This window comes from Colwellia sp. (genome assembly GCF_013214175.1).
In the GTDB taxonomy this organism is placed as follows: domain Bacteria; phylum Pseudomonadota; class Gammaproteobacteria; order Enterobacterales; family Alteromonadaceae; genus Colwellia.
Map to the genome: position 1 here is coordinate 160,782 of NZ_JABSPA010000004.1, position 14,967 is coordinate 175,748.

11 protein-coding genes are annotated in these 14,967 nt (G+C 38.0%); 9 read left to right on the top strand and 2 right to left on the bottom strand.

Annotation, left to right across the window (positions count from 1 at the left end; genetic code table 11):
* Window positions 1-93: 93 nt before the first annotated feature.
* The 8 genes from nuoH to HRT55_RS11980 all read left to right on the top strand — a co-directional run bounded on the left by nuoH (window position 94) and on the right by HRT55_RS11980 (window position 10,207).
* Window positions 94-1,038, top strand: coding sequence for an NADH-quinone oxidoreductase subunit NuoH (nuoH, locus tag HRT55_RS11945; RefSeq protein WP_291621519.1), 945 nt, complete (start codon window positions 94-96; stop codon window positions 1,036-1,038).
* A 14-nt stretch (window positions 1,039-1,052) separates the two neighbouring features.
* Window positions 1,053-1,568: an NADH-quinone oxidoreductase subunit NuoI gene (nuoI, locus tag HRT55_RS11950; protein ID WP_291621521.1), complete on the top strand. Its 516-nt coding sequence runs from the start codon at window positions 1,053-1,055 to the stop codon at window positions 1,566-1,568.
* Between the two features lie 19 nt (window positions 1,569-1,587).
* Window positions 1,588-2,148 (top strand): NADH-quinone oxidoreductase subunit J, encoded by a 561-nt coding sequence (locus HRT55_RS11955; protein WP_291621523.1) that lies wholly within the window; start codon window positions 1,588-1,590, stop codon window positions 2,146-2,148.
* Window positions 2,145-2,459 (top strand): NADH-quinone oxidoreductase subunit NuoK, encoded by a 315-nt coding sequence (gene nuoK, locus HRT55_RS11960; protein ID WP_291621525.1) that lies wholly within the window; start codon window positions 2,145-2,147, stop codon window positions 2,457-2,459. The genes HRT55_RS11955 and nuoK overlap by 4 nt, the downstream gene beginning before the upstream one ends.
* Before the next feature lies 1 nt (window position 2,460).
* Window positions 2,461-4,308 carry an NADH-quinone oxidoreductase subunit L gene (gene nuoL, locus HRT55_RS11965; RefSeq protein ID WP_291621527.1) on the top strand — a complete coding sequence of 616 codons (1,848 nt, stop codon included), beginning with the start codon at window positions 2,461-2,463 and terminating at the stop codon, window positions 4,306-4,308.
* Window positions 4,305-5,807: a NuoM family protein gene (locus HRT55_RS11970; protein WP_291621529.1), complete on the top strand. Its 1,503-nt coding sequence runs from the start codon at window positions 4,305-4,307 to the stop codon at window positions 5,805-5,807. The genes nuoL and HRT55_RS11970 overlap by 4 nt, the downstream gene beginning before the upstream one ends.
* Window positions 5,804-7,264, top strand: coding sequence for an NADH-quinone oxidoreductase subunit N (locus tag HRT55_RS11975; RefSeq protein ID WP_291621531.1), 1,461 nt, complete (start codon window positions 5,804-5,806; stop codon window positions 7,262-7,264). The genes HRT55_RS11970 and HRT55_RS11975 overlap by 4 nt, the downstream gene beginning before the upstream one ends.
* A gap of 1,035 nt (window positions 7,265-8,299) precedes the next feature.
* Window positions 8,300-10,207 carry a BspA family leucine-rich repeat surface protein gene (locus HRT55_RS11980; RefSeq protein ID WP_291621533.1) on the top strand — a complete coding sequence of 636 codons (1,908 nt, stop codon included), beginning with the start codon at window positions 8,300-8,302 and terminating at the stop codon, window positions 10,205-10,207.
* A gap of 463 nt (window positions 10,208-10,670) precedes the next feature.
* On the opposite strand, the gene HRT55_RS11985 is transcribed toward HRT55_RS11980, so the two are convergent.
* A complete protein-coding gene (locus HRT55_RS11985; RefSeq protein WP_291621535.1) occupies window positions 10,671-11,927 on the bottom strand; it encodes an IS110 family transposase in 1,257 nt (418 codons plus the stop codon).
* A gap of 521 nt (window positions 11,928-12,448) precedes the next feature.
* Here HRT55_RS11985 and sbcB point away from each other — a divergent pair.
* On the top strand, window positions 12,449-13,906 hold the full coding sequence (gene sbcB / locus HRT55_RS11990; RefSeq protein ID WP_291621537.1) for an exodeoxyribonuclease I: 1,458 nt from the start codon (window positions 12,449-12,451) through the stop codon (window positions 13,904-13,906).
* A 128-nt stretch (window positions 13,907-14,034) separates the two neighbouring features.
* Here the strand turns inward: sbcB and HRT55_RS11995 are convergent, their stop codons facing one another.
* Window positions 14,035-14,898: an NAD(P)-dependent oxidoreductase gene (locus HRT55_RS11995; protein WP_291621539.1), complete on the bottom strand. Its 864-nt coding sequence runs from the start codon at window positions 14,896-14,898 to the stop codon at window positions 14,035-14,037.
* Between the last annotated feature and the right edge of the window lie 69 nt (window positions 14,899-14,967).

Sequence of the window (14,967 nt, forward strand, 5' to 3'; positions counted from 1 at the left end):
CTTGGTCTACATGGTTAACACGTAGATTTATATCTTTTTGGCAAGCGCCTAAAAATATCCAGCCTTCGTTAAATAACCTTGAGGGAGAATGTAATGACTAGCTGGTTAACGCCATTGATTATTTTAATCGTCTTGCTCCTGTTAGGCGCATGGTCTATTTGGCTAGAACGCAGAGTGCTGGCTTTATGGCAAGACAGATTAGGACCAAATCGTGTCGGTCCCTTTGGTTTACTGCAAGTCGTTGCCGATATGATAAAGATTTTTACCAAGGAAGATTGGGTGCCGCCTTTTGCTGATAAAGTGCTATTTATCATCTCGCCTATGATAGTCATGATCATGACATTGTTAGGTTTTGCCATTATTCCCTTTGCGCCTAATATACAAATTGCCCAATTTGATCATGCCTTATTATTTTTATTAGCCATCAGCTCATTATCTGTTTACAGCATTATGCTGGCGGGATTTTCATCGAATAGTAAATATGCGCTGTTAGGGGCTATGCGCACCGCTGCTCAAATGATCAGCTATGAAGTATTTATGGGCTTAGCGTTAATGGGCGTGGTGGTTTTAGCCGATGATTTTAGTTTATCTGCCATCGTTGCAGCACAAGCTGATGTTTGGTTTATTTGTTATCAGCCATTAGGTTTTGTTTTATTTTTCATTGCCGGTATAGCAGAAATTCATCGTGCGCCGTTTGATTTACCTGAAGCGGAAACAGAAATCGTCGCAGGTTTTCATACCGAATATTCTAGTATGAAATTTGGCATGTTTTTCATCGGTGAATATTTAGGCGTGATTTTAATTTCAAGTTTAATCACCACTTTGTATTTTGGTGGCTGGCAAGGCCCATTCTTACCGCCTTTATTATGGTTTATATTAAAAACTGGTTTTTTTGTTATGTTTTTCATTCTTTTACGCGCGGCAATACCAAGGCCTAGATACGATCAATTAATGGTATTCGCTTGGTATATTTTATTACCTTTGTCTTTACTGAACCTATTAGTCACAGGTGCGGTTAAGTTAGGTATTTTAGGTTAACAGGAGCATTTCTTATGATGAGCCAAATCAGAACCTTATTAAAAGTACTCAAACATACTTTTACTAAACCAGACACGGTGCAATATCCCGAGCAAAAGCCCTATTTATCGCCAAGGTATAGAGGTCGTATCGTGTTAACGCGAGATCCTAATGGCGATGAGCGCTGTGTCGCCTGTAATCTTTGTTCAGCTGCCTGCCCTGTTGATTGTATTTTAGTTGAAAAAGATGAAACTCAAGGTGGTCGCTGGCAAGCTAAAACATTCAGGATCAATTTTTCCCGATGCATTATGTGCGGATTTTGTGAGGAAGCCTGCCCGACACACGCCATACAACTAACGCCCGATTTTGAAATGGCTGAATACGATAGGCAAAACCTAGTATACGAGAAAGAACATTTATTAATTGACGGACCTGGAAAATATCGTGATTACAACTTCTACGAGGTATGTGGTAAAGCCATTGAAGGAAAAGCCAAAGGGCAAGCGAATAACGAAGCACCACCGATAAATATTAAAAGTTTACTACCTTGAAATCAAAGGCTTACTTGTTATGTTAGATAATATGTTAGACACCATTTTCATTATTACCGCTACCATCATTTTAATCAGTGCGCTTTTGACTATCACTGCGCATAATGTGGTGCACGCCCTGTTATATTTAGTTATCACTATGTTAGCCGTGTCTTTAGTCTTTTTTATTTTAGGCGCTTCATTTGCCGCAGCTTTGCAAATTATTGTCTATGCGGGTGCCGTTATGGTGTTATTCATATTTGTCACCATGATGTTGCATCAAGGCGAAAAGTCTTTAGCGCAAGAACGACATTTATTTCACTTTTCCACCTCAATAACCGCTTTACTTTTATCTAGCCTGCTCTTTTTTGAATTGATTTTTATGTTATTTTTTACGTCTGCAGATACCGAAAAGAGTACGGTAACTGCGCCATCATCAGCCTTTATCACAGTGAAACAAATAGGAGTACAATTATATGGCCCGTATTCATTACTCGTTGTCATCAGCGCTTTAATGCTGCTGAGTGCATTGATCACCGCCATCCATATCAGTAAAAGCCCTGCGACTATTGAGATAAAGACAAAGGGGCACAATTTATGATCCCTATTTCTTGGGTTTTATTTCTCAGTTTAAGTTTATTTACTATTGGAATTTTTGGCGTATTAGCCAGACGAAACCTGTTATTCATCTTGATTTCTTTAGAGTTAATGTTAAATGCGGTGGTAATCGTATTTATTGCTGCCAGTCGCTATCACTCTGCTTCAATGGCAAATAGTGATGGCCAAATAATGTATCTGTTAGTACTGACATTAGCGGCATCTGAGATTGCCGTTGGTTTAAGTTTAGTCATCCATATGTACCGTCAACATCATCATTTAGATATAGATAAACTTAATAAGTTAAGGGATTAATATGACGCAATATTCAAGTTTATTAGCTCTTATTCCACTGCTACCGTTATTTAGCGCCCTAATTTTATTGTTTTCAAATTTACCTAAATTAGGAGTATCAATTTTAGCGGTCGGCTCCGTTGCCGGTGTTGCTTTTATCAGCTTATTTCTAAATTTTATCTTTTGGCAACAAAGCGATTTTATCTTAACAGCCAGTTTAGGTACTTGGATTAACATAGCCCAATTAAAGATAAGCTTTGGTTTATATTTAGACCCTTTATCTTTGGTCATGATCACCATTGTATCGGGCGTGGGTGCTTTAATACATTTGTATTCAATAGGCTTTATGTACCAAGAAAATGACTTTAAACGTTATTTCACCTATTTGAATTTATTTGTTTCTGCCATGCTGTTTTTAGTACTCGCAGATAATCTTTTACTGCTTTATTTAGGCTGGGAAGGTGTTGGTTTATGTAGCTACTTACTCATTGGCTTTTGGTATCAAGATCGAAACAATAACTTAGCCGCCAATAAAGCATTTTTAATGACAAGAATTGGCGATACCGCCATGGCTATCGGTTTGTTTTTATTATTCACCCAATTGGGCACATTAGACATACAAGAAATTCAAATTAAAGCGCACTCGGTTTGGTCACTTAACAATGATAACAATACTATGGCAAGTATATGTTGCTTATTATTATTAGGTGGCGCTGTTGGTAAATCAGCGCAGTTACCTTTACAAAACTGGTTACCCGATGCGATGGCTGGCCCAACACCAGTAAGTGCCTTAATCCATGCCGCCACTATGGTTACCGCAGGTATTTATTTGATAGCACGTAATAGTCAATTATTTCAACTTGCTCCCGATGTGCTTTATTTAGTCGCCCTCATTGGCACTTTTACTTTATTGCTCGGTGCCAGCGCCGCCATGGTGCAAACTGATTTAAAACGCATATTGGCTTATTCAACTATTAGTCAATTAGGCTATATGTTTTTAGCTTTAGGTGTTGGCGCGGGGGCAAGTGCCGTTTTTCACTTAATGACCCATGCGTTTTTTAAAGCCCTACTATTTTTATCCGCTGGCGCGCTTATTTATAGCCTACATCACGAACATAATATTTTTAAAATGGGCGGCTTACTTAAAAAACTTCCTGTTGTGGCGATGTCATTTGCCATTGGCTGTGCAGCATTAGCCTCGCTACCTTTCACTTCAGGATTTGTCAGTAAAGAATTAATTTTAGCGCAAGTCGTTGCTTCCGGTCATACGGGATTATGGTGGGCCGCAGTATTAGGCGCCTTTATCACCGCATTTTATAGTGCCAGATTATTTTTTGTTGTCTTTTTAGGTCAAACACAGTTATCACCTAATGCCATGCCAACAAAGTCGATGAGCTTAGCACTGGTTATTTTAGGAGTATTGTCATTATTTGGCGGCATACAACCAGAAGGATTAAAAGCGTTAATGCCACAACTAAACACTGAAGGATTAAGCACTTTACAACATTGGCTACCTATTATTTTACCCTTTATTGCGATTTCATTTGCTTGGTGGCTGTTCAAAACAAAACGTTTTGGCAAACCTATAGTTTCTTCTTTTCTGCAAGCTATACATCAGTTACTTAAAAGTGGTTGGGCTTTTGACCACATTTATCAAACTATTTTTGTTTTCCCTCTTAACACTTTATGCCAATTAAACAAAGATGATTTGATTGATTCATTTTATCGATTAATAGAAAGAACTAGCTGTACATTACATAGAACATTCAGCCAATTTCAAAATGGACAATTACGAAGTTATAACGCCAGCCTGATCATATTTTGCATTTTAGCTTTTGCCTGGTTTATAAGTGGGGAGTTAATATTATGAGCTTATTTATACTTATATCTATCCCATTAATGGGTGGTTTACTTGCTTGGTATAGTGAAAGGTTTAATGCAGATTTACCAAAAAAAATAGCTGTTATATCTTTACTTATGTGCTGGTTGCCATTAATTCCCTTGCTTAATAGTATGCCGTTTGATACCAGTGCCTTAGGCACATCACAATGGCTTATCAATGAATCTTATAGTTGGATCCCGCTTTTTAATATCCGTGCTCATTTAGCGCTAGATGGTCTTAGTTTTCTATTAATTGTGCTGACACTGTTAATGGGATTAGTCGCCCTATCTTCAGCTTGGCATGAAATTACCAAACGTACTGGTTTGTTTTATTTAAACCTGCTTTGGACTTTAGCCGGTGTCTTAGGGGTATTCTTAGCGATTGACCTATTTCTGTTTTTTGTCTTTTGGGAAGTCATGTTAGTACCTATGTACTTTTTGATCTCAATTTGGGGATATGAACACCGACACTATGCAGCATTTAAGTTCTTTATCTTCACTCAAGCAGGTGGACTATTAATGCTCATAAGCCTATGCGCATTAGTAGGTATTCACTACCAGCAAACCGGCATATTAAGCTTTGACTATATTATTTTAATACAAAACCCTATTAGCGGTGACTTAGCCTTTTGGGTAGCATTGGGGTTTACCATCGCATTCTTAGTAAAATTACCGGCTTTACCATTTCACTCCTGGTTACCTGATGCCCATACTCAAGCGCCCACAGCCGCCAGTGTCATACTCGCTGCAGTATTATTAAAAACCGGTGGTTACGGCATTATTCGTTTTGTGCTGCCATTATTTCCTGATGCATCAATACAACTTGCTCCCTTTATGATGTTTATTGGTGTAATTGGCATCATCTATGGCGCTATGATGGCCTTTGTGCAAACTGACTTAAAACGTTTGGTTGCCTATTCAAGTGTCAGTCACATGGGCTTTGTCTTATTAGGTTGCTTTGCTTTGAATATTTATGCGCTGCAAGGGGCTGTTATGCAAATGTTAGCCCATGGCATTAGTACCTCGGCATTATTCGTTTTGGTTGGCATGATACAACATAGATACCATACCCGAGATCTCAATGAGCTAGGCGGTTTATGGATTAATTTACCTAAACTCAGTGCTTTTGGCTTGTTTTTTGGTATTGCTTCTTTAGGTATGCCAAGTTTGGGTAACTTTGTCGCAGAGTTTTTGATATTAGTGGGCAGTTTCGAACATTACCCTAAACTGACAATATTAGCAGCATCAGGCTTAATATTAGCTGCGGTCTATTCATTATTATTGATTTATAAAACTTTTTTTGGCCAAACAAAACTTCCTCATGATAATAAAATAGCAGACACCAATACCAAAGAATGGTGCACCCTCATCTCTATGTGTTTTATTCTCATTTACTTAGGTTTGCACCCGCAGCCATTTTTTGATTTAGTGCCCGTTACCTTAATGAAGCTTAGCTTTATACCCGCCGATATTGGAGCTTCATTATGAATGTTTATTATTACCCCGCATTCATTGTCATGTTTGCTGCCTTACTGATATTAATTCAGCTTTGCTTTAAAAGAAGCCATGTCCTTAGCTATATCACCTCAGGGCTCAGCTTATTGGCGGCCTTAATCATGCAAATCTATTTACAAACCCATTCTAATAATCTAATTAATAATCAATCTATTAGCAGCGATGTTTTATTTGTTTTTAATGCCGAAACAAGCTTTGTCTCGCTGTTGTTATTAATGGTGGTCATCATAATTTGGGCACAACTTTATCATTGGCTTAAAACCATAAACGAGCAAAATGAGCAAAATGAGGAATATTATTTACTGTTTTTATTAACCACCATGGGTGGTTTGATAATGGTATCGAGTAATCATTTTGCCAGCTTTTTTCTCGGCTTAGAATTAATGAGCCTGTCGTTTGTTGGCTTGATTGCTTATTGTGGCCATGATCAAAAAGCACAAGAAGCAGGTATTAAATATCTAATTTTATCAGCCATCGCTTCCGCCTTTATTTTAATGGGCGCAGCACTTTTATATCTTCAATTTGGCTCTTTATCTTTTTCAGCATTACTGCAAGATTCTTCGAGTCAAATTTTACCTCAATGGGCGATTATAACTGCGATCATCTTTATTTTTACCGGGCTATTTTTTAAGCTTTCTTTAGTACCTTGCCATTTATGGATTGCTGACCTATTTGAAGGTGCACCGCTGGTGACTGCGGCTATGTTAGCCACTTTATCAAAGTTAGCTGTGTTCATTATATTATGGCGATTAGTCACTTTAGGGCATTGGCAACAATATCAAATTATTATAGATATCATATCTATCGTAGCGATTACATCTATGTTTATCGGTAATTTTTTGGGCTTATTACAAAAAAAATTATTACGTTTAATTGCCTACTCTTCTATCGCCCATTTTGGTTATTTATTAATAGTGTTGTTATTAATAAATAACCATGCCATTTCATTTTCAAGTCAAAGCTTTAACGAACAAACCCTATTTTTTTATTTAGTGGCCTATTTATTTACCCTGGTCGGTGTGTTTTCTGTCTTCATGCAATTGCCAAAAATAAAAACACTCGATGATTTAAGTGGTTTATTCTGGCACAAACCTGTTATTGCCATCACGCTAATGCTGTTAATGCTTTCATTAGCGGGTATTCCATTAACCTTAGGCTTTATGGCCAAATTCTACTTAGTTATGGCAGCCGTCAGTCAGCAATTATGGCTGGTATTAACTGCGTTAGTGATCAGCAGTATTATTGGTTTATTCTATTATTTAAGAGTCATTATGGCGATGTTAAAAACACCAGTGGATGAATTAAAGTTTAGCGATATAAAATCCGATGGCAGTAGCCTTTCACTTAATCTACTTATATTATTTTTAGTCATAGGTTTTGGGGTATTTCCCTCATCTTTAAGTCAATTTATCCAACAAGTGACAGGTTAGAAAAATTCAAAATCCAATTACACTGACACTATTGAAACATGCCATTTGTAGGAGAGTTTGATTGGCTTTTATAGCATTTTGTTTGAACCTCAGGCTTGAAACACCATTGATGAATTTTCGTAATTATCACTCGCTCGTTTCAATGAAATATAAGGATAACGTGCCAATGCAATGCGAGATGGTTTATCATGGTAAAAATATTGAAGGGTCATTGTTCCTAAGTGCGAAAAACAAGTAACGATAAAATTAGACACCTTGATTAAAAGAAATAAAAAGATAAGAGCGACGCTAATGAATATATCTGAACAACCATCGATCCTTTGGCACGAAGTATTCGTTTTCTTATAACTAGTTGTTTACAAAGATAAATTCAAATTTGTAAAAATCCTTTATACACGTTTTTATACACACACCACCTATTAAAAACACCATAAAAAATAAACTAATATTCATTCATATCAACAGGTTAACCTGAGACAAGGGTGAATTTATTTTATTTATAAAAAGGTAAAAATTAATGTAAATATCATGATCTGAGGTGTCTTATATTATGTCTCGCACTTGGAGATGTTTAAAATTAAAAATCCAATTGATTAAGTCAGGAACTACCCTTGAGTTCAATTGGTGAATGCAACGCTATCCTTAATACAAAGGAGCGTAGTTATGAAAAGAAGACCTCGTATAAATTACACTGCTCAGCAAAGAGCATTAATGTGAACTAAGCCACCAAAGCGGTCGTTCACTTAATTGGTTTGGTGTAGATTCAAAGTGCCATGAACAAACATTTGGGGTTAAATCATTTAGAATAATTTGAGTGGATGTCTGTCATTTATTATTATGTATAATAACTACAATCAACATAAACAATACTCACCACCCAATCAACACCGTTTGATGTTGATAATCCGACCAATTTTCGGTAATTCACTTTGATAAAACACGGCAAATATGTTAGTTTTTTCGCTGGTTTTTACCATGTTCAAGTGCACACTGGCTGCACATAAACCGCATTAAAGAACAAGGACACATTTCATTATGAAACTGGTCGATTTTACTTTAGCTATTATCCGCTATGCTAAAAAGAAATTTATAAAACAAGCAGGCATTAAACTCTCATTGCTAACCAAGGCTTTGGGGTTTTCAGGGTTTGCCAACTGTATTCAACCAATAGCGGCGAATATAAAATCAATCAGCATTAAAAAATCATCACATACTGCCGCACTGTTATTAACGGTTAGTGTCTTGTCTGCCTGTGGCGGTGGTGGTCAAAACACCCCAGATAACGCTGATACTACAGCGCCCAAAATCACCTTAAAGGGTGAGAATACCATCAGTCATAATGCTGGTCATACTTACAATGATTTAGGTGCCACGGCAATAGACAATATTGATGGTGACATTACCGTTACCCTGACAGGTGCAGTAGATAGCAATGTCATCGGCACATATACCTTGACCTATAGCGCTACTGACGATGCAGGCAATGAAAACAGTTTAATACGCACGGTGAACGTTGCTGATTTGGCGGGCCCGGTTATTACCTTAAATGGCGGTAACAACATCACCCTAGCGCAATACTTTACCTATAATGAATTGGGCGCCACCGCCTTTGATTATGTTGATGGCGACGTTATTGTTGGTGAGCCGACAGGAGAGCTTGACCATAATACCCTTGGCCAATACCAATTAACCTATAGTGCCACCGACCTTGCTGGCAATGTAACCACAGTTATTCGTACAATTGAGGTAGTCAACCTTCGCCCGTTTATTAGCACCTGGAAAACAGACAACGAAGGTCTTACTGATGACTATAGCATTATGATTAGCACTGACAGCTACACCCACAGCGGTAGTTATAACTACCGTGTAGATTGGGGTGATGGCATTAGTACCGAAGAAACAGGTGATGCCAACCATAGTTATGATGAAATTGGCACTTACACCGTAAAAATTACCGGTGATTTTCCGCAAATATATTTTCATTCGGCTAACTATGACAATAATAAAATACTCAGTGTTGAGCAATGGGGCGACATTGAGTGGTTATCAATGTATAAGTCTTTTTATTATTGTACCAACTTAGTGGTCAATGCAGAAGATGCGCCGATACTCGATCAGGTGACCAATCTGTCAAGCATGTTTTGGCACGCGACTAACTTTAACCAAAATATTAATCATTGGGATGTTAGCTCTGTTACAGATATGAATTGGATGTTTTCTAGCGCAGCTTCTTTTAATCAGGGGCTCAACGCTTGGGATGTTAGCTCTGTTACTGATATGAGTGGTATGTTCCATTGGGCTAAGTCTTTTAATCAAGAACTCAACACTTGGGATGTTAGCTCTGTTACTGATATGAGTAGTATGTTCGACAGCGCTTGGGCTTTTAATCAAGACCTCAATGAGTGGGATGTTAGCGCTGTTACAACAATGACGTTTATGTTCATAACCGCAGTTTCTTTTAATCAGGAGCTCAACGCTTGGGATGTCAGTTCTGTTAAGGATATGAGTTTCATGTTTTGGGCCGCACATTCTTTTAATCAGGAGCTCAATGCTTGGGATGTCAGCTCTGTTACGGATATGAGTTCGATGTTTTCTTCTGCAGATTCTTTTAATCAGGCGCTCAACGCTTGGGATGTCAGCTCTGTTACGGATATGAGTTCGATGTTTCGGTATGCTACTGCCTTTAACCAAGATCTTAGTGCATGGGATGTCAGCTTTGTTATTGATATGGAGAATATCTTAACCGGCAGCGAATTCTCACCAATCAATTTTTCAATAACCAACTACGATAAATTACTTAATAGTTGGAGTTTGCAAGACTTGCAAGGTGGTGTTGAATTTGACGTTGATAGCCAATATTCCCCTAGCTCACAAGCGGCAAGAGATATTTTAACCTATGACTTCGGTTGGGATATCGAAGATGGTGGTAGTGTAGAGCCATGATGTCACTGCAAACAAGGTTAATTCAAGCAGGGCCAAAGTGGAACACTCATAAACTTGTCATTTTTTAACAGGGCAAGTTGTGACTAGCAGGTAATGATTTAAGTCACAAACGGCCAAATGTAGCCACTGGTGTTCAGGTTATTTAAAGGTTTTCTACTTTCAAAATGTGAAAAAGAACAAATTAGCCATAGGTTTAGCTGTAATGAGGCAAATTAGCATTTAGAAATGAAACTCCACCGTCCGGTAAGAGCTTGCAGCAGACATAGATGATGCTCTAGAACATAAGCATAAGTTGCTTTTGTGATCATAAAATTAGTCTAAAAAGCGATCTTGTGAACGTCCGCTTTGCCAAAGATTATTAAGTTGCCTGCCTATCTGCTTAGGTCAACTAACTGATGTTCAGTTGACTGTAAAAAAATATGACACTATCAAATATTTACTTCCGCTCTACGCCCTGAGACCTTTAACAAGCTTTTTCTTTAAAAAGTAATGGTGAATTTCTTTCTTTCAATGCTTTCAAATATTTTGCTTCACTGTATGGCACTTTCGTTTTCCAACAACGATATAAGATACGTATCCACTTAAATACTAATGACCTCACTGATGATTGGTGTGTATTACCTTTGCCCCTTTGTTGTTGATAATACAGACCAGCCCAATAGGATTGGTGAACACTTTTAGCTGCCCATTCTATAAATGATTGACGGTTAAATTTAGAGCACTGATATCGCCAATGAACCCAGCTATTTTGTCCACTACGCTCTGTTACGGGCGCTATTCCTGAATACATTTGTATTTCTGATGCACTATTAAATCGACTTCTATTTTCTCCCATCGCTACTAACAGCCTTAGCGCTAAGCATGGGCCTGTACCTGGTAATGATTTATAAAGTTCGGCATCTGGTAAGGTTTCAAATAACTCATTAATTTCAGTATCAAACACTTTAATCACCTCAACAGCTACAAGCATTTGCTTAGCTAAAGCAACCGCAAGCAACTGATGCGAATCAATCACTGCTTTATCAAGGGTAAGCGGCTCTGCCTCACTAATAGCTTGAATTCGTTGCTCCGTGTAACCAGAACTACGGCCTTTATGTGAAATAAAAAACTTTCTCAAGGTCTCAGGCCTAGCTCTTTTAACCTTTTGGAGATTTGGCCATCGTGTAATGAAATCACAAAAAAGACCCGACCCTCTATGTGAAAACCAATCGAGTAAGTGTGGGTAATACTTCTTAAGCGTATTGATTAATCGATTGCTAAATCGTCTTCTATCTTCTACTAACCTACGACGTTGCTCCACTAAATACATTAACTTCCTAACCGATTCACTTTCCATCTTTAAGGCTTTAATTTTATTCAGATAATTCAGCATTAAATCTAATGCAAGTTCGGCATCCGTTGGATCATCTTTTGCTCCGCTAGGAGAAAATGCCTTACGGTACGTAGCTAACATAGATGGGTTAATCGGATGGATAGTGACAAAATCGAACTTTTGAAGTGCATAAACAATCGGCCCTTTAGATAGCTCTACAGCAACCGCTATTTTCCCCTTATATTGCTTATGTATATTGGTTATCCAATCATTAATCGCATTCGCTGAGTGTTTAATTACCTTAAAATTTCTCGTACTTGAATTAGCAACTTGAACACATACATCGTGTTTGTCATTTGCCCAATCAATACCAATATAAACAGAATAGTTACCTGAAAACTTAGTCATAATTACCTCCAATCATTATTGTCAGCATGTATGCCAAAACTCTTCGAAAGCAATATAGATAGCGTTTTTGGGCAAGCCCTGAGTATTCGTTATTGAGCTAAGGCGTACCTAGGTTCATCGAAAGCAAAGCGGAAATCATCAAGATAATGAGCGCACAATATTCGTATGAAATAGGTACATGATCTGAACATCCTGATTATAGGTTTATTCAGACTGAAAAGACTATATTGCGCACAATGAAGACATAAAAAAACATGCAATAATTTATTCAAATGAGTTCATATCCATAATGATTATGAAACACCGGGCGTTTTAAGGTAACGATTATGAAACGTCGGGTACTATATAATATTGTATTATATGCTCAGGTCATTGAAGGGTGTATACTTCTTGTATTTCAGTCACATGCTAAACAGTTCATTTTTTAGACTTATTGAGCATAATAAACTTGATACACACTTGATAAAAAATTAATACACGTTTTGATACACACCTTTGCTTTTACATAGACAAGAAACAGCATGAATCAACAAGAAAATAGCGGTATACAGCCAACTTTGTTCTGGCACGATTATGAAACCTGGGGCATATCGCCAAAGTTTGATAAACCTTCTCAATTTGCCGGCATTCGTACCGATCTCGATTTAAATATCATCGGCGAACCACAAATGTTTTATTGTCAACCGCCAGTAGATTACCTACCGCACCCGGAAGCTTGTTTAGTAACAGGCATTACCCCGCAAAAAGCACAACGTGAAGGTTTAACCGAAGCGGAATTTGCTGCGCGCGTACATGAATTATTTTCCGCACCTAATACCTGTGTCGCCGGCTATAACAATATTCGTTTTGATGATGAAGTCAGCCGTTACTTATTTTATCGTAACTTTTATGACCCTTATGCCCGTGAATGGCAAAATGGCAATAGCCGCTGGGATATTATTGATATGGTGCGGGCCACTTATGCCCTGCGTCCTGAAGGTATTAACTGGCCAACCGTTGAGCGCGACGGCGAAGAAGTAGTTAGCTTTCGTCTAGAGTTATTAACCAAAGCTAATGGCATTGCTCATGAAGCCGCTCATGATGCTATGAGTGATGTATATGCCACCATTGCTATGGCAAAATTGATTAAAGAAAAACAGCCAAAGCTCTATGAGTTTATATTTAACTTAAAAAATAAAAACCAAGTTAAAGATTTGATCAATACCGCAGATATGACACCGGTTGTGCACACTTCAAGTAAAATATCATCGGTACACGGTTGTACAAGTTGGTTTGCGCCAGTGATTTATCACCCAGTCAATAAAAATGCAGTAATTTGTGTCGATTTGGCCCAAGATATTTCACCTTTATTGTCGCTTAGCAGTGAAGAAATAAAAGCGCGTTTATATACCCGACATGATGATTTAGCACCAGACGAAAAACCAATACCTGTTAAGCTTATTCATGTAAATAAATGTCCGGTGATAGCACCAGCAAAAACATTACTACCTGAAAATGCCGAGCGTTTAGCAATACCCCGAGATTTTTGTCTAGAAAATTTAGCTTTATTAAAGAAACATGCTGAACTAAGAGACAAACTAAGCGATGTTTTTGCCACATCAGATTTTGATAATGAAAACACTGATGCTGAACAAGCGCTATATGGCGGTAGTTTCTTTAGTCATAGCGATAAAGCGCAAATGGACATTTTACGCGGTTTAACACCAGAGCAATTAGCTAACCATCCATTTCAATTTCAAGATGAGCGTTTAAGCGTATTATTATTCCGCTATCGAGCTAGAAATTACCCGTACACTTTATCTACTGAAGAACAACAAAAATGGCAGCAGTATTGCCAGAACAAACTGCAATACGGCGGTAAAGGAATTTTATCTCTCGATGAGTTCATGATGAAAATTGAAAACTTAGCGCACGAGCATGAAAAAGATAAAGCTAAAATGTCGGTACTCAAAGCCCTGTATGAATATATTCAAGGTTAATTCCCTGTTTATATAAAAATCAGCTTGATATTAAAAAGGCGCAATTAAGCGCCTTTTTTGATAGTTCTTATTAAAGAAATCTTTAAAAGTCACTACATTATAATAAGCACTTTAAAGTAAAAGGTAGCTTAACGTTTAAATCGTGAAATTAAGCTTGAAGTATCCCAACGGTTACCGCCACTTTCTTGAATCTCTTGATAATAACCATCAAGTTGCTTAGTTACCGTTAAGTCAGCACCTAATTTTTCAGCTGCGTCAAAAGCAATAGCAAGATCTTTTCTGACCCAATCAACAGCAAAGCCAAAATCAAACTCACGGGCACACATAGTCTTACCGCGGTTATCCATTTGCCAAGACCCTGCAGCGCCTTTACCTATAGTCTCAAGTAGTTTAGTCGTATCTAAACCGGCCTTTTGTGCAAAATTCAAACCCTCGGCTAAACCTTGCACGGTATTAACAAAACAAATTTGATTGACCATTTTTGCTAATTGCCCTGAGCCAACTTTACCCATTAATTGACTAAAACGGGCGAATGCAGCCATCACAGGCTCAGCTTTTTCAAATACAGCTTCATCGCCACCAACCATTACCGTTAATATGCCATTTATCGCACCTGCTTGACCACCAGAAACTGGCGCATCTAAAAAGTATTGCTCATTGTTATCGGCAATGGCAGCAAGCTCAATGGCAAGCTCAGCTGAGGCTGTGGTATGATCAACAAAAATACTACCTTTAGCAAGACCGGCAAAAATCCCCTCATCACCTAAAGCCACTTGACGAACATCATCATCATTACCGACACAAGAAAAAACGATGTCACAACCTTGAGCCGCTAACGCTGGTGTAGCGGCAATATCGCCGTCAAATTCTTGCTGCCAAGCGAGCGCTTTCTCGTTATTACGGTTATATACACAAACTTGATGACCCGCTTTTTTCAAATGCCCTGCCATTGGATAGCCCATGACGCCCAAACCAATAAATGCTACTTTCATATTCCAACCTTTTAAGTCATTAATTCGTTAATTTATACAATTGGGTCAGTTTACGATAGTTTACTATTT